1 protein-coding gene is annotated in these 630 nt (G+C 50.8%); it reads left to right on the top strand.

Annotated elements, in window-relative coordinates; translation table 11 throughout:
- Positions 1-104: 104 nt before the first annotated feature.
- Complete coding sequence (locus HMPREF9538_RS14005) at positions 105-422, top strand: hypothetical protein (RefSeq protein WP_004118473.1); 318 nt, start codon at positions 105-107, stop codon at positions 420-422.
- The last annotated feature ends 208 nt before the right edge of the window (positions 423-630 follow it).

The following is a 630-nucleotide window of genomic DNA, read 5'->3' as shown; positions in this document are numbered from 1 at the left end:
GAACAGTCAGCAGCTGCCGCGCGCAAATGCACCCGAATATAATAAACCGGGCGATGATCAGCAGAATTGATTTTCTTACTCAGTGTGTCCAGGGAGGGTAATCTGTGCGTATGTCTCTGATGTTTGCTGCCGTGACGCTTTTAACAGGTATTAACCTGTTTTTTATTCCGTTTCAGCCTGTTCCGGCTCTGTGGGGGGCTATCCTGGCCGTTGCTTTTGTTCTGATTAATGTCGTGGCGGATAAGCTGCGCCTCTGGAGTGGTATTGCGTGGATTATCGTTGCCGGCATCATCATAACGCTGATGCTGAAGGGGAAAGAGCCGGGTGACGAATTTCGTGTCCTGATCACCGTTTTCGCTTTCCTGGCTTCAATCTGGTATAGCGTTGCGCAGTTCAGGAAGGAAAATAAGCTCCGTTCCTGACGCCCCGTCTGGTATGCCGCCGGTTTATCATGGCTTCTTTCCGGCGGCATGAAAAACATATTCTCTCCAGCCTGCATCTTTACGTTTCCGGCTTGCTCCCTGCTGTCTGTCTGCTTTCTCTTCTTCTTCCTGCTGTGATGTCTCTTTTTAACCCTTAAAGGCTTTAAAAGCACACCCGCACTGGACACCTTCGGCTCCCGGCCAGCTG

This window comes from Klebsiella sp. MS 92-3, from assembly GCF_000195655.1.
Lineage (GTDB): Bacteria > Pseudomonadota > Gammaproteobacteria > Enterobacterales > Enterobacteriaceae > Klebsiella > Klebsiella pneumoniae.
This window is presented reverse-complemented; position numbering and strand designations above follow the sequence as displayed.